The following is a 2675-nucleotide window of genomic DNA, read 5'->3' on the forward strand; positions in this document are numbered from 1 at the left end:
GACCGGGACGGGTTCGCCGACGGCGGGGACATCGTGGTGGCGGGCGACGAGGACGCCGTGGCGAAGGAGCTGGCCCGCTACGGCGACCTCGGGGTGACCGACGTGCTGGTCAGCATGGTCGGCGAGGCGCAGGACCAGCCCCGCACGCTCGCGCTGCTCGGCGAGCTGAGCGGCTGAACCGCTCACCTGCGGCCCTCCAGCGAGGCGAACGGCACCGTGCGGGCCGTGTCGGCGGACCGGTCCGCGGGCGGCTCCCAGAGCCCGCGGCGGGCCAGGATCGGCATCACGCCCTCCCCCATCCACCACGCCTCCTCGAGGTGCGGGTAGCCGGAGAGCACGAACTCGTCGATGCCGACCTCGTGGTACTCGCTGATCCGGTCGGCGACCTCGGTGTGGCTGCCGACCAGCGCGGTCCCGGCGCCGCCGCGGACCAGCCCGACGCCCGCCCACAGGTTCGGGGCGATCTCCAGGCTCCGCGCCGAACCGCCGTGGACGCCGTTGTGCAGGGCCCGCATCCGCCGCTGGCCCTCGGACTCGCTGGCCGCGAGCCCGGCCTGCACCTTCGCGATCGTGTCCGACTCCAGGGCCGCGTGCAGCGCCTCCGCCTGGGCCCAGGCCTGCTCGGCGGTGTCCCGGGCGATCACGTGCAGCCGGATGCCGAAACGCAGCGTGCGGCCCCGGTCGGCGGCGAGCTTGCGGATCCACGCGATCTTCTCCGCGACCTGCGCGGGCGGCTCGCCCCAGGTCAGGTACACGTCCGCGTGCTCGGCCGCGACCTCGCCCGCCACCGGGGAGGACCCGCCGAAGTAGACCGGGGGAACCGGGTCGGGGAGCCGGTCGAGGAAGGCGCCCTCCACGCGGACGTGCTCGCCGTCGAGGTCCACGGTCTCCCCGCGCCACAGCGACCGCACGACGTGGAGGAACTCCCGCGTCCGGGTGTAGCGGCCGGTCTTGTCGAGGAAGTCCCCGTAGCCGCGCTGCTCCTTCGACTCGCCACCGGTCACGACGTTGAGCAGCAGCCGCCCGCCGGAGTGCCGCTGGTAGGTCGCCGCCTGCTGCGCGGCCAGGGTCGGGGAGATCGAACCGGGCCGGAAGGCCACGAGGAACTTCAGCCGCTCGGTGTGCGCGACGAGCATGGCGGTGGTCAGCCAGGCGTCCTCGCACCAGGCGCCGGTCGGCGTCAGGGCCGCGGTGAACCCGACCTCCTCGGCGGCCCGGGCGACCTGGGTGAGGTAGGGGATCGTGGCGGGCCGGATCGCGCCCGCCGAGCCGGTGCCGACGCCGTGACCACCCCCGACGAGGTGGCGGCCGTCTCCGTTGGTGGGCAGGAACCAGTGCAGGTCGAGCATGGGGGTCCTTCGGTGGTGGGGGTGCGGACGACGGTCATCCCGGTCGGCCCGGACAGCCCGCCGACCGGAACCGGCCCAGGTCCACCCACCGGCGCCGGGTCAGCTCGCTGCCTCCCATGGCACGACACCAGCACGAGCGACCGCACGGAGGCAAGCGGTGGGCGACGTGACTTCCGCGGCGGCCCTCCCCCGGCGACAATGAGGGGCGAGCGGTCCCCGATCGAGGGAGGCACCAGGTGTCGCGGTCCACGATCGAGGAACCCGGGGACGCGGACTGGAACCGCGAGGCCCGCAACGAGACCGCCACCCAACGGCTGGACCGCAACTGGGCCGACCTCCTCCAGGAGCTGCGGGTCGCCCAGACCGGCGTGCAGCTGCTCACCGGTCTGCTGCTCACGGTCCCGTTCCAGAGCCGCTTCGCGGACATCGTCACCCACCAGCGAGTGGTCTACCTGGTCACGACCGGGCTGTCCGTGCTGGCCACCGGGCTGCTGATCTCCCCGGTGATCCTGCACCGCGTGCTCTTCCGGATGCACGCGCGCCGCGAGCTCGTGGCGGCGGGCCAGCGCTTCGCGATCAGCGGGCTCGCGACGCTGGGCCTCGCCGTCGTCGGGGTGGTCGAGCTGATCTTCGACGTGGTGCTCGGCCCGCTCGCCGGCATCCTCGCCGCCGCGGCCGCCCTGGTGGTGCTGATCGGGCTGTGGGCGGTCCTGCCGTTCGCGATCCGGCGCGGCCTGGCCCCCGCCGACCCCTGATGTCCCACGAACGCGTTTGCCGGGGGTGAGGGCCGGGCATGCGCCTCCCGTGGACCGCGCAGGTGTCGACGAGCCGGGGTCCACCGGGCGGGAGGTGGCACGGATGCGGCAGGGGTACCCGCCGACGGCCGAGTCCTGCGCGCAGGTCCGCCGCGACCTCACGGCCTTCCTCGACGGATGGGGGGTCGACGACGCCACCGTCGAGAGCTCCGTCATGGTCGCCAACGAGCTGGCCTGCAACGCCGTCGACCACGCCCGGACGCCCTTCCACATGGTCGCCACGCTCACCCCGGGCTCGGTCCGGATCGAGCTCACCGACGGCGCGGCGACCGAGCCGCAGCTGCAGGTGCACGACGTCCACGCCGCCCGGGGGCGCGGCCTGCAGATGGTCGCGGCGCTCGCGTCGGCCTGGACCTTCCACCGTCACGGGACGGGCAAGACCGTGGTCGCCGACATCGCCGTCGACCATCCGGTCGGGTACCGCTGAGCCGGCGCCGCCCCGCGGCGGGCCGTGCTCCCACCGTCGACGGCGATCCGGGTCCGCACCCGGCGGAGTCGACTCCGGCACCCG

General features: G+C 74.5%; 3 protein-coding genes. 2 read left to right on the forward strand and 1 reads right to left on the reverse strand.

Annotated elements, in window-relative coordinates; translation table 11 throughout:
* Positions 1-182: 182 nt before the first annotated feature.
* Positions 183-1349: an LLM class flavin-dependent oxidoreductase gene (locus tag H5J29_RS28390; protein WP_181784058.1), complete on the reverse strand. Its 1167-nt coding sequence runs from the start codon at positions 1347-1349 to the stop codon at positions 183-185.
* A 236-nt stretch (positions 1350-1585) separates the two neighbouring features.
* Here H5J29_RS28390 and H5J29_RS28395 point away from each other — a divergent pair, with 236 nt between their 5' ends.
* Positions 1586-2104 (forward strand): DUF6328 family protein, encoded by a 519-nt coding sequence (locus H5J29_RS28395; protein ID WP_181784059.1) that lies wholly within the window; start codon positions 1586-1588, stop codon positions 2102-2104.
* A 103-nt stretch (positions 2105-2207) separates the two neighbouring features.
* Positions 2208-2591 carry an ATP-binding protein gene (locus tag H5J29_RS28400; protein WP_181784060.1) on the forward strand — a complete coding sequence of 128 codons (384 nt, stop codon included), beginning with the start codon at positions 2208-2210 and terminating at the stop codon, positions 2589-2591.
* Positions 2592-2675: the final 84 nt, after the last annotated feature.

Source organism: Pseudonocardia pini (assembly GCF_013870575.1).
GTDB lineage: Bacteria > Actinomycetota > Actinomycetes > Mycobacteriales > Pseudonocardiaceae > Pseudonocardia > Pseudonocardia pini.

Excerpts from the sequence above, each read along its gene's own strand:
- H5J29_RS28400 (WP_181784060.1), top strand. The coding sequence starts at position 2,208 with ATGCGGCAGGGGTACCCGCCGACGGCCGAGTCCTGCGCGCAGGTCCGC.
- H5J29_RS28390 (WP_181784058.1), bottom strand. The coding sequence starts at position 1,349 with ATGCTCGACCTGCACTGGTTCCTGCCCACCAACGGAGACGGCCGCCAC.